The following is a 15,450-nucleotide window of genomic DNA, read 5'->3' on the forward strand; positions in this document are numbered from 1 at the left end:
ATCTATCTTTTGGCTAATAGAGTTTCCCCTGAAATAGCAGTTTGACCAATTTTAACCAATGGCTCATAATTTTCATAATAAACATCTGCTCTACTTCCAAATCTTATCATTCCAATTCGATCACCTTGGTTTAATGTTTGATCCTTATTTGTCTCGCAAACAATTCTTCTTGCAACCAAACCTGCTATTTGAACTATGACAATATCATTTCCATGATTATCTTTTAACTTATAGTAATTCCTCTCGTTATCTTCGCTCGCCTTATCGAGTGAAGCATTTAAAAATTTTCCTGGCTTGTATAAAATATCTTCAACTTTACCCGAACAAGGAGTTCTATTTACATGACAATCAAATACGTTCATGAAGATACTAATCTTTTTAAATTTCTTGTTTTCTAAATTTAATTCTTTTGGTCCATCTACCTCTTCAACTTTAATTACCTCACCGTCTGCTGGGCTTACTAGATAATTGTCATCTCCTATGATTACTCTTTCAGGGTCTCTAAAGAAATAATAAACCCATATAGTTAAAAGCAATCCAATTAATCCTAAAAATCCATTTACTAATAATAAGATGATTGTGATGAAGCCTGCGATTACAATAAACTTATAACCCTCTGTGTGTATCTTTGGAAATATCTTGGTAAACATATTCTTCTATTTGCTAATTTTCGATTAATATGTATATAAACCAATCAAATTCAATTAATAAGATAAATTTAATTTAATGAGCAAAATCAAGGTAAATAACCCAGTTGTCGAGTTAGATGGCGATGAAATGACTCGAATTATTTGGGAGTTTATTAAAAATAAATTAATCCTTCCATATATAGATCTTGGCATCGAGTATTACGATCTAGGAATGAAAAGCAGAGATAACACAGATGACCAGATCACAATAGATTCAGCAAATGCTATCAAAAAAATAGGTGTTGGAATTAAATGCGCAACAATCACACCAGACGAAGCAAGAGTAGAAGAATTTGATTTAAAAAAAATGTGGAGATCTCCAAATGGAACAATAAGAAACATTATTGGAGGAACGGTATTCAGAGAACCAATTATTTGTAAAAATATTCCAAAGTTGGTTCCTTCATGGACAGATCCTGTAATCATTGGAAGACATGCTTTTGGCGATCAATATAGAGCAACTGATTTTAAAGTACCTGGTAAAGGTAAAATGGAAGTTAAATGGACTTCTGAAGATGGAAAAGAAGAAATAAAATATGAGGTTTTTAATTTCACTGGTCCTGGTGTAGCACTATCAATGTATAATTTAGACAAATCTATTCAAGACTTTGCAAGATCATGTTTTAGCTATGGATTAATTAAAAAGTGGCCAGTCTATATGTCTACAAAAAATACAATTTTAAAACAATACGACGGAAGATTTAAAGATATTTTCCAAGAAGTTTTTGACAACGAATACAAAGAAGAATTTGAAAAACACAAATTAACTTACGAACACAGATTAATTGATGACATGGTCGCATGTGCAATGAAATGGAGTGGAAAATATATCTGGGCTTGTAAAAATTATGATGGTGATGTCCAGTCTGATACTATGGCGCAAGGTTATGGATCACTAGGATTAATGACAAGTACTCTGTTAACTCCTGATGGAAAAGTGATGGAAGCTGAAGCTGCCCATGGAACTGTTACTAGACACTATAGAATGCATCAACAAGGAAAAGAAACCTCCACAAATCCTATTGCATCCATATTTGCATGGACAAGAGGATTGGCTCACAGAGGAAAATTAGATAACAACCAAGAATTAATTAAATTTGCTCAAACATTAGAAGCTGTATGTATAGAGTGTGTTGAAAATGGTTCGATGACAAAAGATTTAGCAATTCTTGTTGGACCAAATAGTAAGTTTTTAACTACTAATCAGTTTTTAGATGAAATTGATAGTAATCTTAAAAAGAAATTAAATTAAAGATTTTATTTTTTCAAAAGCATCATTGATTTTGGATTGGTCTTGACCACCAGCTTGAGCAAAGTCTTTTCTTCCACCTCCACCTTTGCCACCAATTACTTCTGAACCTGCTTTTACAAATTGTACTGCATCAAATTTGTCAGATAATTTTTCTGTCACACCTACTGCAATACCGACTTTGTCATCTTTGCTTGCAAAAACTATTACAATACCTTCGCCCAATTCTTTTTTACCTTTGTCTACAAGTTTTCTTAATTCTTTAGGAGGAAGATCTTCAACATTTTGAAATCTTACTTTCACCCCATTAACATCTAGATCATTAACTTTATTTTTGGATTGATCTTGTAGTATTGAATTAATTGATAAAGTTTCCAATTGTTTATTTAAATTTTTGATTAAAACTTTTTTATCAGTTTCATCTAAGTTAGGTTTTCCACCTAGTTCAGAAATTTGCTTACTTAATTCATTTATTTGTTCATCATCTTTTTCAGATGATAAATTTAACATTTTCTCTTTATTTTTAAGGTAATCCTCTAGTTGCTTATCTCTTAAAGCTTCTACTCTTCTAACCCCTGCAGCAATTGAGGATTGGCTAATAATCTTAAATTTACCAATATCACCAGTGTTTTTTACATGGGTTCCACCACATAACTCTGTTGAAAAGTATTTTTCTCCTTCATCTCCCATTGATAATACTCTTACTTCATCTCCATATTTTTCTCCAAATAATGCTAAAGCCCCATTATCAACTGCCTCTTTCGGTGTCATAATTCTTGTGGTTACATCAGATTGTTTTAAGATCATATCATTTACGTGACTTTCTATTTTTACCATCTCATCATCTGAAATTGGCTTCATATGGCTAAAATCAAATCTTAATCTTTCTGGCTCAACTAGAGAACCTTTTTGAGTAACGTGTGGACCTAAAACTCTTCTCAAAGACTCGTGTAATAAATGTGTTGCTGAATGATACGCCCTTGTGTCATTTCTTTTCTCAATATTTATTTTCATTTCAACATCTTGTTCTAATTTTATTGAGCCTTTTTTCACTTTTCCATAGTGAACAAACAAATCTCCCAATTTTTTTTGAACATCAGTTACCTCAAATTCAAATTCATCCTTAGAGATCAATCCTGTATCTCCTACTTGACCTCCAGACTCAGCATAAAATGGTGTTTGATTGACAACGATAATTCCTTCGTCACCTTCATTTAAAGTATCAACTTCTTTATGATTTTTAAGAAGTGATTTAATAACTCCTTGTGCTTGATCATTTTCATATCCTAAAAATTCTGTAGCTCCATGTTTTTCTTTAACTCCATACCAAACTTGCTCAACTGCACTATCTCCAGATCCTTTCCAATTTTTTCTAGCTAGCTCGATACTCTCTCTCATCAACTCACCAAATCTTTCTTTATCAAATTCTAAAGATTTTGATTTTAAAATATCTTCTGTAAGATCAATTGGGAAACCATAAGTTTCATAAAGTTTAAATGCAATGTCACCTGGTAGAACTTTATCAATTTTAGAAATTTCATCATTTAAAATTTTAATCCCTCTATCTAAGAGAACTAAAAATTTTTCTTCTTCCATCTTCAAAGTTTCTTTAATTAAAGACTCTGCTCTTTTTAGTTCAGGATAATTTCCTGACATTTCATTTAACAATGTATCAAACAATTTAGAGAAAACTGGATCCTTAGCACCTAATAAATGGGAGTGTCTCATCCCTCTTCTCATAATTCTTCGAAGCACATATCCTCTTCCTTCATTAGATGGCAATACTCCTTCAGCAATCAAAAATGAACTTGCTCTTAAGTGATCAGCAATAACTCTAAAGCTAGATAGATTAGATTTATCTGATTTGATTTTAATTATATCTGAAGCAGAATTAATTATTTTTTTAAAATGATCTGTTTCATAATTATCATGAGTACCTTGAAGCAAAGCAGCAATTCTTTCTAAACCCATTCCAGTATCAACAGAGGGTTTTGGAAGATTTATTCTTTTGTCTTTTGCAACTTGTTCAAATTGCATAAAGACCAAGTTCCATATTTCAATAAATCTATCTCCGTCTTCATCTTTAGTACCAGGTAATCCTCCATGTAAATGATCACCATGATCAAAAAAGATTTCTGAACAAGGTCCACATGGTCCTGTTTCACCCATGGACCAAAAGTTATCTGAAGTTGCTATTCTAATAATTCTATCATCGCTAAAACCTGCTATTTTCTTCCAAAAATTGAAGGCCTCATCATCCTCATGGAACACAGTTACATAAAGTCTATTTTTATCTATTCCAAAATCTTTAGTGATTAAATTCCATGCATAATCGATTGCTTGCTCTTTAAAATAATCTCCAAATGAGAAATTTCCTAACATCTCAAAGAAAGTGTGGTGGCGAGGTGTATAACCAACATTTTCTAAATCATTATGTTTTCCACCTGCTCTTACACATTTTTGTGAAGTGGTAGCTCTTACATAATCTCTTTTCTCTAAACCAGTAAAAACGTTCTTAAACTGGACCATTCCAGAGTTAGCAAACATCAACGTTGGATCATTATTTGGAACCAAATTACTAGACTCCACAATCTGGTGATCATTCTTTTCAAAATACTTTAGAAAAGTATTTCTTATTTCATTGAGAGTTTTGTCTGCCATATTTTTAAAATACAGCTTTTTTATTTTATGTCTAGATGCAGTACGGGAAAAAAGGCGCTTAAAATTAAGCGCCTTTTATTAATAAAGATGACCTATTAATTCTTTTTAGATGGAGGAGTAGCTTCAGCTTTTGCTTCTTCTTCTTTTTCAGCTACTTTCTTTTCTTTCTCCAATTTTTCAGGATCTATCGGGTTTCCTTCTATTTTTTTAGAAATAACACCAGCTTTTTCCCTAATTGCCATTTCTATTTCTGCAGCAACTTTAGGATTTTGAGCTAGATAAGTCTTAGCGTTCTCTCTACCTTGACCAATCTTCTCTCCTTTATAAGCATACCATGCTCCTGATTTTTCAATAATATCTGCTTTGGAACCAAGGTCTACTAATTCACCCATCTTGCTAATTCCTCTTCCATACATCAAATCAAATTCAACTACTTTAAATGGTGGAGCTACTTTATTTTTTACTACCTTCACTCTTGTAGAGTTGCCAATAATTTCATCTTTATCTTTGATGGCACCTATTCTTCTAATATCCATTCTAACTGATGAATAAAACTTAAGCGCATTTCCACCTGATGTAGTTTCAGGACTTCCAAACATAACTCCAATTTTCATTCTGATTTGGTTAATGAAAATCATCATTGTGTTTGTATTTGAAATTGAGCTTGTTAATTTTCTTAAAGCCTGACTCATTAATCTTGATTGAAGACCTACATGATGATCTCCCATCTCACCTTCGATCTCAGCTTTTGGTGTTAAAGCTGCAACAGAGTCGATTACGATAACTGAAATAGAGCCTGATTTTACTAGCGTATCAGCAATTTCTAATGCTTGCTCACCAGCATCCGGCTGTGAAATTAAAAGTTCTTCAGTATTTACACCTAATTTTTTTGCATAAACTGGATCTAAAGCATGCTCTGCATCAACAAATGCACAAATTCCGCCAGCTTTTTGAGCTTCAGCAACAACTTGTAATGCTAATGTTGTTTTTCCAGATGATTCTGGTCCATAAACTTCAATAATTCTTCCTTTTGGCAATCCGCCTATACCTAAAGCTAAATCAAGACTTAAAGATCCTGTTGAAACAGACTCAATATCCATAGCTCTCTTTTGTCCAAGCTTCATTACAGAGCCTTTTCCAAAATTATCTGTAATTTGAGCTATTGCAGCATCTAATGCTTTGTTCTTTTCTTTACTATCCATTTCTTGATCTTTAGTAGATTTAACTACTTTTAGGTTACTTTTCGTCATTTTTTGCCTCTTTTTTTACGTTTTTTAACAGTCGAATCATGAATTAAATGTACACATTTTGTTCTCATTGGCAAGATCTTTGTTTTTAGTGAGCAAAAAAGACTGAATTACTTAAGATTTAAATAGTCGCTATTTAAAAGACCTACTGATTTTAAAACTCTGTATTGAGCTAACAAGTAGCTTCTTTCAGCTTCAGCAAGATTAATTTTTGCGTTTATTAAGTTTGATCTAGATTGAAGAACATCAAAAGTAGATCTTCCAGATCCACTCTCATATTCAAAGCTAATTCCTTCAGTTGCAACTTCTGAAGCTTTAACTTGTGATTGTACAGCTTGTAAAAAACTTCTAGAAGATTGTAAAGTTGACCAAGATGAAGTCACTGATTGTGTATTATTTTTTTGTGCATTCTCTAATAACAATCTTTTCATTCCCTTAGCTTGAAGATTTTTGCTTATATTAGATTTATTCTTTCCACCAAATTGAAAAGGCCAAGACACTGTTGCTTGTAAGACATCTTTTTCTCTTTCATCATAAGTTGCACTTAAGTCATCAGTATAAGTTCTCTCTAATGAAATTTTTGCTGTTGGCGAAAGATCAGATCTTGCAATTTTTACATCTAGTTCTGATTGTCCGTATTCTATTTCAGCAATAATTAATTCAGGACTTTTCTCTAAAGATATCTTTTTAGCTTCACTTAAATTTTTAGGGATTGTTACTTGTGCATTATATATTTTTTTCAATTTTGCTTCCTCAGCAATAGCACCAATTACATTTTCGTAATTTAATCTGCTAGTTACTATATTGTTTTGAGCCTCAATGTATCCTGCTTGTGCTCCTGCAAGAGAAGATTGGGATTGTGCTAAATCAGATGCTGTTATTTGTCCTCTACTTAATCTTGCATTATCTAACTCAAATTGTCTTTGAAGTAAGTTTACGTTTTCTTCATTAATATTTAATTTTTCATAAGCTAAAATTAATCCTGTATATGCTTCAATAGCTCTTAAGAAAATCTCTTGTTCTTTTTTAATTAATTTTGCTTCTGTTAAATTTAATCCTAACTTACTTTTTTCATATTCTGTTTTTCTTCCGCTACCATCAAGCAATGTTTGTTCAAGTTTAATTGAAGAAGTCATCGTATCAGTATCAGTGATTGATGCATCACCCCCACTTTGATTTGTAAGTTTGTTGGTGTCCTCAAAATTTTTTGTACTAGAAAGAGTTAAGCTAGGTAACAAATCACTTCTAGACATGTTGATTACTTCTTGTTGAATTTCTAAATTTTTTCTCTCTGCTTGAAGCTCAAGATTATTATCAAATGTTTGTTTTAGCGCTTCCTTTAAAGTTGCTGAAAATGCACTCAACGGAAAAACTAATGCACAAAAGATAATTATTAAAAACTTTTTCATTTACTATATTTTATTGTCTTAATTTGATGGTTGCTATTTAAATTTAAGATAATTGTAGAATATTTTGGAGCAAATTTAAACATGTTCTGCGTAATTCTTTGGTAAGTTTGCATAAAGTTAATAACGTCTCCTTTGCTCATTATTTTATGACTAGATTTATTTTTAGTATTTAACCACAACTTATGCTCCTGTTTAAGTCTCCATTTCTGTAGCAAACTAAAATTTTTTGCTTTTAAATAAATCAGACAATTTAATTGGGAATATAATTTTTTGTATTTAGTCCTAAGTTGCTCATTTACATATTTTCTCCAAATAAGTTTTTGGTCTTTAGTTCTTTCAAGTGAATTAATTGGCTTTTTAAGTGTTTTATTAACTTCAGCTCTTGCACCAACACACCAACCTTCAAAAATAATTACATCTGGTTGCTTTTTAATATTATACCAATTTTTTTTAGGAGATCGGTCATCTACTGCCTTATTAAAACTTGGTAACTTTATTGATTTAAATTTTTTACTTTTTGATTTTTTAAAGAAATCTAACATAATTTTTACATCATGTGTTCCTGGCACTCCCCTTGTCATCAACATAGGGTGGACTTTATTGGATAAAATAGTTCTTTCTTTTCTAGTTTTATAAAAATCATCAATAGAAATTTTAAATACTTTTAATTTAAAATATTTTTCTAATATTATTTTTACAATTGAACTTATAGTTGTCTTACCAGTTCCTTGTCCTCCTGCTAAACCTACAAAGTAAGGTTTTTTACTATTAGCTTTTTTTGCAATCCAAAAACACACTGGAATTAGAAAAGATTTTAACATCTTATCTTTGTTGCTAAATTTTTCCTTTGCGGTTTCTTGAGATTTAATAAATTTTAGACAATCACTTTTAACTTTTTTAAAACACTCAGCAGTAGATTGCATTGAACTTTTATTTTTCTTGGTCCATTGGATGGTTGAGACCATCAAATTGAGCTATCTCTTTTATATCTTCAACTTTAACTTCATCGACACAACCTAAATTAAATCCAGTCATAGCTGGTGCACTTCTTGGATTGTGGTGAGTATAAATTCCACATTCAGTACAGAAATAATGTTTGGCAACTTTTGTATGATATTGATAAAGTTTTATTTTATCTTCACCTTTGGTAAGTTTAAAATCTTCATTTTTAACCATGCCCATTGTTGCATTTTTTCTTTTGCAAATTGAACAATTACATCTGACAATTTTTGCTAATTCATTAACTGTTGAATTAATTTCAGCTTCTACAGATCCACAATGACAACTTAGTTTCATATATCTCCTTAATTTAAGTTAAAATACTTTTTGCTGCAATCTTATTTCCATCTAAATCACGAACGTATGCATAGTAATTTCCATCTTTTCTAACCCCTGGTCCACCTTCATCTGTTGCTCCTTTTGATATTGCAACTTCATAAAATTTATCCACTGCTTCTTTAGTATCAGCTAACAAAGTAGTTTGTGAACCATTTCCAAAAGTTGCAGGCTCACCATTTACAGGATGTGTTACATAAAATTGAACTTTATCAGGATCACTTGAATGAGCGTAACCCAAATACTTTTCTGTTTTTAAAATTCTTTTTAAGTTTAAAGGTTCAAAAACAGCATCATAAAAGTCTCCTGATTTTTGATGATCATTAGAACCAACCATGACAAAATCTAAAATATTCATAACCAAACTCAGAATTTATATATTTAAATAACCAACTTAAACTATCTATGGTTGAAGTTATCCACAAGTCCACAATATGTGGATTAGATGTTCACGTTTTGATTCACTTTTGATTCAGTTACAGACTCAAAATACAACCTATTGAGTGTATCTCATAAATAGTCTATAAATTAGAACAAAACAAGAACATGAAACTAACAATCCCTTATTATCTACATAAAGCAGGCGCTGGTTTTCCTTCTCCTGCAACAGATTATATCGAAGAAGATATCGATCTAAACATGCATTTAATAAGAAATGTTCCAGCTACTTTCATCATCAGGGTTCAAGGTAAATCCATGGTTGATGTTGGTATTAATGATGGAGATTTATTGGTCGTTGATAAAAGTTTAAAACCAAAAAACTTTTCAACAGTGATTGCAAACGTTCATGATGAACTTGTAGTTAAAACTTTAGTTCAAGAACGAGATAAAAAATTTTTAACTTCTGGTTCTAAAGAGTTTTCTGACAGAATTTTAATTAATGAAGAACAAGATGTTTTTATTTGGGGAGTAGTTACTTATGTCATTCACTCAGTATACTAAGAAAATAGCACTCGTTGATTGCAATTCTTTTTATGTTTCTTGTGAAAGATTATTCAATCCTAAAATAAGAAAAAAACCTGTTGTCGTTTTATCTAATAATGATGGCTGTATCATTTCAAGATCAAATGAAGCAAAAGCTTTAGGAATTAAAATGGGTGAACCTTATTTTAAAGCAAAAGATATTATTGTTAAAAATAATGTAAATGTTTTTTCATCAAACTATTCTCTGTATGGAGATTTATCTAGAAGAGTAATGAGAACTCTTAAAAGATTTAATTCTGAAATAGAAGTTTATTCAATTGATGAAGCTTTTTTAGATTTATCGAACTTTAAAGACCAGGATGTAGAAAAAGTTGGAAAAGAAATTAGAGAAACAGTTTTACAGTGGACTGGTATTCCAACCAGTATTGGGATCGCAAAAACAAAAACATTGAGTAAAGTTGCAAATCATATTGCAAAGAAAAAACAATCAGGTGTTACAAGTTTAATTGGAATAGATAATTTAGATCCTATTTTAGAAAAAGTTGAAATTAATGATGTCTGGGGAGTTGGTAGACAATTAACTAAATTTTATCAAAAGCACGGAATTTATAATGCTAAGCAGCTTAAAAATAAATCTAATACATGGATCAAGAAAAGTTCCAATGTTTTAAGCTCAAGAACTGCAATGGAGCTTAGAGGAATTCCTTGTATTGATTTAGAAACAACTACTACTAAAAGAAAGAGTTGCGTTGTTTCAAGATCATTTGGAAAAAGAATTGAAACTTTTCAAGAATTAAAAGAAGCAGTTGCAAACTATTGTTTAAATGCATCTGAAAAAATTAGATCAGAATCTTTAGTTGCAAAAGCAATTACAGTATTTGTCAGAACCAGTCCTTTTCATAGAAACTTTGGTTATTATTCAAATGCAAAGACAGTTGACTTTCCAATTGCAACAAACAACAGTATTGAAACAGTTAAAACTGCAGTTTCAATTCTTGAGAGCATATTTAAAAATGGTTACCGTTATCAAAAAGCAGGTGTAATGCTAACAGGATTATCTAATGCAAGTGACAAAACAAATTTATTTACATCTGAAAAAGATGAAAAAATTAATAGCTTAATGAGATCAATTGACAACACCAATCATCGATATGGAAGATCTACTTTAAGTGTTGCAAGTGCTGGGGTTCATAAAAAATGGAACATGCGAAGGCAGTATTCTTCTAAAATTGATACAGCTGATTTTTATTGTTTACCAACGATTAGAGCTTAAAAAAAATTATTAATTTATTTTACAAAAGTATCGTTAAATTGATTAGATACTCTTACAAAAGTTGTACATTTACTTAATTGTTTAAGTGATGGTGCTCCTACATAAGTGCAGCTACTTCTAACGCCACCAAGAATATTTAAAACGGTATCGTTTATTTTTCCTCTATATTTAACTCTAACTTTTCTTCCTTCGCTACTTCTATAATCTGCTAAGCCACCATAATGCTTTTTGTTAGCAACTTCAGAACTTGATCCATAAAATTCAATATATTTAGATCCATTTACTTTTACTATTTTTCCTTTTCCTTCATCATGACCTGCTAACATTCCTCCAAGCATTACAAAGTCAGCACCACCTCCAAAACCTTTTGCAACATCACCTGGACATGTGCATCCTCCATCAGCAATGACATGTGCACCAAGACCATGAGCTGCATCAGCACATTCAATAACAGCACTTAATTGTGGGTACCCTACTCCTGTTTGAATTCTAGTTGTGCAAACACTTCCGGGTCCTATTCCAACTTTTACAATATCTGCACCACTAAGAACTAATTCCTGTGTCATATCTGCAGTTACAACATTTCCTGCAATAATAGTTTTAGTTGGATATTTTTCTCTTACTGATTTGATAAAATTTGTAAAATGCTCTGAGTAACCATTAGCAACATCGATACAAATAAATTTGAAAAAACTAAATTCTTTTAAAACCTTATCTAAGTTATGAAAGTCTTCTTTTTTAATACCAACACTAAGTGCAATATTTGGATAGATTTTTTTAATATTTTTGTTTTGTTTTATTTTTTTTACATCATGTTGCTTTGTTAAACAGGTTATCATTTGATGATCATTTAATTTTTCAGCTATACTTAATTCACCAACACCATCCATGTTGGCTGCCATAATAGGAATTCCTGACCACTCATTTTTACTATATTTAAATCTATAAGTTCTAAGAAGATTTACATCTTTTCTACTTTTTAATGTACTTCTCTTGGGTCTGAATAAGACATCAGAGTAATCTAGCTTAAGCTCTTCTTCTATTCTCATAATTCAAAATGCTATTATTTCTAAAATACTATTTCAATTAAATTGTAGCCTGTGGATAAGTTTAAAGTATCGAATTTAGACAATTTTTTTATTTAATTTTACCCAACTGCTTCTGTCTCATTATAATTATAAGTCCACTTATAACAATCATCACAGCACCTAGATAAGTATTATATTCTGGTGTCTCATTGAAAAAGAAGTATCCATATAAAATTCCCCAAAGTATTGCTGTGTACCTGAAAGTTGATGTAACAGAAACTAATGCAGCTTTAATTGTCAGTACTGAGAAAATATAACCAAAAGATAAAAAGAAAGCTGAAATAATTAAGATAATACTTTGTTCTAAGTTAAATGAATAAAATTTATAAACAGAAAGAACTCCAAAAAATATTGTAACTACCAAACAAGTAATAAACGCTATTTGAAGACTATTGTGTCCTGTTTTTATATTTTTAGTTACCAAATCTCTTATTGATAAAAAGATTGCAGAAAGAAGTGGAAATATAAAGTAATAACCAAATTTTAATTCAGCTGGATTAATGACTATTACAACACCTGTAAAACCTATTATAACTGCGCTCCATCTTTTCCATCTAACTTTTTCATTTAAAAATAACGCACCAAAAGTTGTCATTATGATTGGAGCTAAACTCAATAAAATATAAACCATTGCAAAAGGTAATTTTGCAACTCCTATAAAAAAACCAACAGCAGCTAAAGCTTCTAAAATTCCTCTTAAAGTTAGTTTGTTAGAGGAAAATATTATTTTTAGATTAAATTGGTTTTTAATACTTAAAAACATTCCTATAAATATTAGACAACAAATTCCTCTTAAGAAAATTATCTGATTTAATACCGCTAATTCATCAAAGCTTTGGTAAATATGTTTGACTAATGCATCATTGGTTGCAAAAGAAAATTGTGCAATAACCATGTAGAGGATACCAAGTAATTCATTATTTAATCTTTTTTCAGGCATAAGCGTGCCTATATACATTTTAATTTGAAAAATTTAAGAGTAATTTATTAAGCTTTAAATAGCTTATCTGATAAGTTGTCTAACTTATCACCCCAGAAAACATCTTTTTGAATTCTTTCAAACTCTACATCAAACACTGTAGACATAGCGGATGCATATACTGATCTTGAATCAATTGTTGAATTTAAATCTCTTCCTTCAAATAATTCTTTTCTTTTTAAACCCGGCCAATCTGTATGAACTTGAGCTTTTTTAACTAATCCACCAGCTAAAAAGATTGCAGATCCATATCCGTGTTCTGTACCGTTACTACCATTTTGTTTAATAGTTCTTCCAAATTCAGTAAGTGTAACAATCAAAGTATGATCAAATGCTTCTTTTGACATTGATTGTTTTAATCCTCTTACAATTTCATTGTAATCACTTAGGCAATCTGCATGAGCTCCATTTGTTCCTCCTTGTGCAGCATGAGTATCAAATCCATCAACTTCGAAAACAGCTACTCTCGGACCATTAGGTTTTGAGAGTTCCTCCCCTGCATTTGCAGCAAGAGACCAATTTTTTCTGCTTCCAGTATTTTTTAATTCTCTTGTCATAACGATTTTTAAATTTTCACTTAATAGTTTTTCATCATATTCTTTAAACGCTTGCTCAATCAAACCTAGTGTAGAATTACTTGGTAGCTTATCTCCAACAGGATAATAATTATTGTTCATAGGTACACCTCGAATTAATAATGGCATAGGTAAAGCAAGAGCTAAGCCATTTCCTGTAAGACCTGCAATATTCATTCCTCTTCCAAGCCATCCAGTTTTTTCTTGATATGGAATTTTTCCTCCAGATTCCATTAAGTTTTGACCATCGAAATGTGATCTTCCAGTATAAGGAATATTTGTTGCATGTACTGCTGCAGCTAAATTTTGATCCCATAATCGTTTAAATGATGTTAGAGCAGGATGTAAATCAAAATCACTTGTTAAATCTAAAGTCTTATCAAGATTTATTTTGCTTCTAAGCTTTTCAAAATTCTTGTCACCTTTGATTGGTATCGCACATAATCCATCCATACCACCACGCAACATGATGACTACTAAATTTTTTTTAGGACTATTGCTTGCTAAGGTTGGTGTTCCAAATCCTGCAAAGTATAAAGAAGTCAATGCAGTTGCTTTTAGAAAATCTCGTCTATTTATCTTCATGCTTTTAAAAACTCCGGGTGGTTAAATAATAAAACGTTTCTCTCACTTTTCCTTTGAACCATATTTTTATACATATAGTCTAGTATCTTATCAGGGTTATCAAAATTTTTGTTAACTGCGTTGTAGTAAAAATCATTATTATTATTTTCTGGTTTAGTGAATGAATAGCTTCTGTCAGCGAATACCAATCTTCTAATTAATAATTCTGGTGACATCCAATCTTCTGAATGATCAGACCATCCATTTGGCTGTTTTGCCCTATAAGGGTGATGGCCAATATTGTTTAATAATCTTTCTGGCATTCTTTGTTTTCTTGTTGGTTTAGTGCCCAGTTCATATGAGTCCATAATTTCTGGTGACGGAGGCCATTGTAAATCTCCAATTTTTGCAACTTGAATTAACCAGTTCTCAGGTGTTTGAAATTTTTTATATTTATCATTGTAATCAAAAGCAACTTTTATAGCTGCTTTATGAATATCAGGAATATGACCATCTGATTTCTTAAATGCGTCAATTATTGGTTGCTTCATCTCTTGAGTTGGTTCATCAGTAATTAAAAACCTACACAATCTTTCAGCAACAAAATCTCTACAATTTGGGTGGTTAACTAAATCTTTAATTACAACTGCTAATGTTTTTTTTCCTCTTTTATATTCTTTCCCTAAAACATTTTTTTTACCAGGTTGATGGTGCTCAGAATTAAACCAAACATTGCCAGTTTCTAATTTTTTCTTGCTCCAACGATGTTCCCATCCTGTCATTATATAAGCTAGCTGAATTACATCTTCTTGAGTGTATCCCGCTTTAGGAGAAACTGTGTGAAGCTCCATAAGTTCTCTTGCATGATTTTCATTAATTGTAGCGGGTTTCTTTTTTTTTCTTCGCCACTCCTCTCTTGCTGAAATACTTTTTGGACCAACACTTTCACTGTTATCCAAATGATGGATCATTGCCCATGAAGTAGTTACATCATAAACCATTTTTTCAAATGATTGATTTAAATTTGGCCAAATAATTTCTCTCTGATATGGCCCTGTTGAATAGTTCGCTAAAAAATCTTTTTCACTTATTGCAAAAAAATTTCCCCAGAACATCCATAGTTTTGCAAGTACAGGATTTTTACCGTTAATTCCCTCATTGTGTCTGATAGCTATATCTAAAGACTCCCAAAATTTTTGCCCTGTATCATGTCTCAATTGATCTTTGTGAGTTTTGTAGAGATTTTTATTATCTTTATATTTTTTTCTTAAAACTTCTCTATCGCCGTAAACCCAATCTCTATAATGACCTCTTAATTCTTTTTCAGTAAGAATTTTTCCCTTCCATGAAAATTCTGGAATTTCATCTACCTGATTTAATGCCCAATTTAATGGATCTGAAGGAACTTCTTCATTGGGTCCTATTCCAAAAGCAACTTTTCTAAAAAAGTTTTTCAT

The 15,450-nt window shown here is 31.1% G+C and carries 14 protein-coding genes; 3 read left to right on the forward strand and 11 right to left on the reverse strand.

Annotated features, from left to right (window positions below; all coding sequences use genetic code 11):
• Positions 1-2: 2 nt before the first annotated feature.
• Positions 3-650, reverse strand: coding sequence for a phosphatidylserine decarboxylase (locus VP90_RS03095; RefSeq protein WP_262589631.1), 648 nt, complete (start codon positions 648-650; stop codon positions 3-5).
• A gap of 76 nt (positions 651-726) precedes the next feature.
• On the opposite strand from VP90_RS03095, the gene VP90_RS03100 reads away from it, so the two are divergent.
• The gene (locus VP90_RS03100; RefSeq protein WP_262589632.1) at positions 727-1,941 is read left to right on the forward strand and encodes an NADP-dependent isocitrate dehydrogenase; all 1,215 of its coding nucleotides are present in this window, start codon (positions 727-729) and stop codon (positions 1,939-1,941) included.
• Here VP90_RS03100 and alaS read toward each other — a convergent pair.
• The 6 genes from alaS to VP90_RS03130 form a co-directional block, all read right to left on the reverse strand.
• A complete protein-coding gene (gene alaS, locus VP90_RS03105) occupies positions 1,933-4,599 on the reverse strand; it encodes an alanine--tRNA ligase (RefSeq protein WP_262589633.1) in 2,667 nt (888 codons plus the stop codon). The genes VP90_RS03100 and alaS overlap by 9 nt on opposite strands.
• Positions 4,600-4,694: 95 nt before the next feature.
• On the reverse strand, positions 4,695-5,849 hold the full coding sequence (recA, locus tag VP90_RS03110; protein ID WP_316963580.1) for a recombinase RecA: 1,155 nt from the start codon (positions 5,847-5,849) through the stop codon (positions 4,695-4,697).
• 107 nt (positions 5,850-5,956) lie between these two features.
• A complete protein-coding gene (locus tag VP90_RS03115) occupies positions 5,957-7,255 on the reverse strand; it encodes a TolC family protein (protein ID WP_262589634.1) in 1,299 nt (432 codons plus the stop codon).
• Complete coding sequence (locus VP90_RS03120) at positions 7,252-8,178, reverse strand: uridine kinase (RefSeq protein WP_262589636.1); 927 nt, start codon at positions 8,176-8,178, stop codon at positions 7,252-7,254. The genes VP90_RS03115 and VP90_RS03120 overlap by 4 nt, the downstream gene beginning before the upstream one ends.
• A gap of 7 nt (positions 8,179-8,185) precedes the next feature.
• Entirely contained in the window at positions 8,186-8,551 is a 366-nt protein-coding gene (locus tag VP90_RS03125; RefSeq protein ID WP_262589637.1) for a GFA family protein, read from the reverse strand.
• Positions 8,552-8,564: 13 nt separating this feature from the next.
• The gene (locus VP90_RS03130) at positions 8,565-8,948 is read right to left on the reverse strand and encodes a VOC family protein (RefSeq protein ID WP_262589638.1); all 384 of its coding nucleotides are present in this window, start codon (positions 8,946-8,948) and stop codon (positions 8,565-8,567) included.
• Between the two features lie 188 nt (positions 8,949-9,136).
• Between VP90_RS03130 and VP90_RS03135 the strand changes: the two genes are divergently transcribed.
• Positions 9,137-9,532, forward strand: a complete 396-nt coding sequence (locus VP90_RS03135; protein WP_075506508.1) for a LexA family protein — start codon at positions 9,137-9,139, stop codon at positions 9,530-9,532.
• Positions 9,510-10,787: a Y-family DNA polymerase gene (locus tag VP90_RS03140; RefSeq protein ID WP_262589639.1), complete on the forward strand. Its 1,278-nt coding sequence runs from the start codon at positions 9,510-9,512 to the stop codon at positions 10,785-10,787. The genes VP90_RS03135 and VP90_RS03140 overlap by 23 nt, the downstream gene beginning before the upstream one ends.
• Before the next feature lie 14 nt (positions 10,788-10,801).
• On the opposite strand, the gene VP90_RS03145 is transcribed toward VP90_RS03140, so the two are convergent.
• The 4 genes from VP90_RS03145 to VP90_RS03160 form a co-directional block, all read right to left on the reverse strand.
• Positions 10,802-11,836 (reverse strand): GMP reductase, encoded by a 1,035-nt coding sequence (locus VP90_RS03145; RefSeq protein WP_262589640.1) that lies wholly within the window; start codon positions 11,834-11,836, stop codon positions 10,802-10,804.
• A gap of 88 nt (positions 11,837-11,924) precedes the next feature.
• Positions 11,925-12,815: a DMT family transporter gene (locus tag VP90_RS03150; protein ID WP_262589641.1), complete on the reverse strand. Its 891-nt coding sequence runs from the start codon at positions 12,813-12,815 to the stop codon at positions 11,925-11,927.
• Positions 12,816-12,862: 47 nt separating this feature from the next.
• The gene (locus tag VP90_RS03155) at positions 12,863-14,014 is read right to left on the reverse strand and encodes a DUF1501 domain-containing protein (protein ID WP_262589642.1); all 1,152 of its coding nucleotides are present in this window, start codon (positions 14,012-14,014) and stop codon (positions 12,863-12,865) included.
• Complete coding sequence (locus VP90_RS03160) at positions 14,011-15,450, reverse strand: DUF1800 domain-containing protein (RefSeq protein ID WP_262589643.1); 1,440 nt, start codon at positions 15,448-15,450, stop codon at positions 14,011-14,013. Before VP90_RS03160 ends, VP90_RS03155 begins: the two co-directional genes overlap by 4 nt.

Source organism: Candidatus Pelagibacter ubique HIMB140 (assembly GCF_025558165.1).
GTDB classification, from domain to species: domain Bacteria; phylum Pseudomonadota; class Alphaproteobacteria; order Pelagibacterales; family Pelagibacteraceae; genus Pelagibacter; species Pelagibacter ubique_T.

Coding starts and splice junctions, on each gene's coding strand:
- VP90_RS03095 (WP_262589631.1), bottom strand. CDS start 650: ATGTTTACCAAGATATTTCCAAAGATACACACAGAGGGTTATAAGTTT.
- VP90_RS03100 (WP_262589632.1), top strand. CDS start 727: ATGAGCAAAATCAAGGTAAATAACCCAGTTGTCGAGTTAGATGGCGAT.
- alaS (WP_262589633.1), bottom strand. CDS start 4,599: ATGGCAGACAAAACTCTCAATGAAATAAGAAATACTTTTCTAAAGTAT.
- recA (WP_316963580.1), bottom strand. CDS start 5,849: ATGACGAAAAGTAACCTAAAAGTAGTTAAATCTACTAAAGATCAAGAA.
- VP90_RS03115 (WP_262589634.1), bottom strand. CDS start 7,255: ATGAAAAAGTTTTTAATAATTATCTTTTGTGCATTAGTTTTTCCGTTG.
- VP90_RS03120 (WP_262589636.1), bottom strand. CDS start 8,178: ATGCAATCTACTGCTGAGTGTTTTAAAAAAGTTAAAAGTGATTGTCTA.
- VP90_RS03125 (WP_262589637.1), bottom strand. CDS start 8,551: ATGAAACTAAGTTGTCATTGTGGATCTGTAGAAGCTGAAATTAATTCA.
- VP90_RS03130 (WP_262589638.1), bottom strand. CDS start 8,948: ATGAATATTTTAGATTTTGTCATGGTTGGTTCTAATGATCATCAAAAA.
- VP90_RS03135 (WP_075506508.1), top strand. CDS start 9,137: ATGAAACTAACAATCCCTTATTATCTACATAAAGCAGGCGCTGGTTTT.
- VP90_RS03140 (WP_262589639.1), top strand. CDS start 9,510: ATGTCATTCACTCAGTATACTAAGAAAATAGCACTCGTTGATTGCAAT.
- VP90_RS03145 (WP_262589640.1), bottom strand. CDS start 11,836: ATGAGAATAGAAGAAGAGCTTAAGCTAGATTACTCTGATGTCTTATTC.
- VP90_RS03150 (WP_262589641.1), bottom strand. CDS start 12,815: ATGCCTGAAAAAAGATTAAATAATGAATTACTTGGTATCCTCTACATG.
- VP90_RS03155 (WP_262589642.1), bottom strand. CDS start 14,014: ATGAAGATAAATAGACGAGATTTTCTAAAAGCAACTGCATTGACTTCT.
- VP90_RS03160 (WP_262589643.1), bottom strand. CDS start 15,450: ATGAAAAACTTTTTTAGAAAAGTTGCTTTTGGAATAGGACCCAATGAA.